Source organism: Nocardioides abyssi (genome assembly GCF_030412915.1).
GTDB lineage: Bacteria > Actinomycetota > Actinomycetes > Propionibacteriales > Nocardioidaceae > Nocardioides > Nocardioides abyssi.
The window spans coordinates 1-275 of record NZ_JAUHJR010000191.1; the positions used below are offsets into that span (position 1 = coordinate 1).

General features: G+C 40.7%; 1 protein-coding gene. It reads right to left on the reverse strand.

Going from position 1 to position 275, the window contains the following annotated elements:
• Window positions 1–275: hypothetical protein (locus QWY29_RS21365; RefSeq protein ID WP_300963060.1), on the reverse strand; the 275-nt coding region annotated here is incomplete at both ends.

The window sequence follows — 275 nt, forward strand, 5'->3', positions numbered from 1 at the left end:
AGAATGATCCGATACAAGCCATTCCATCTGAAGTGCAAACGGGTCTCTGGCTCCCGGACCACACAGATGATGCTGCTCTATGATGTATGCCATAAGTGCTTTCTCCATGCCTCTTTTTTTCATATAAGCACTACTGAGCTTATAGAACAGATCTCTGTTATTTCTGACCCATTTTTCTATATCTTCCTGTTTTCCCTTCGCTTCCAGTTCTTCTACTGCCTGTTGGAATAAAATAAGTCCAGAGCTTTTGCTCAATTTTCTAGTCCAGAATTTTT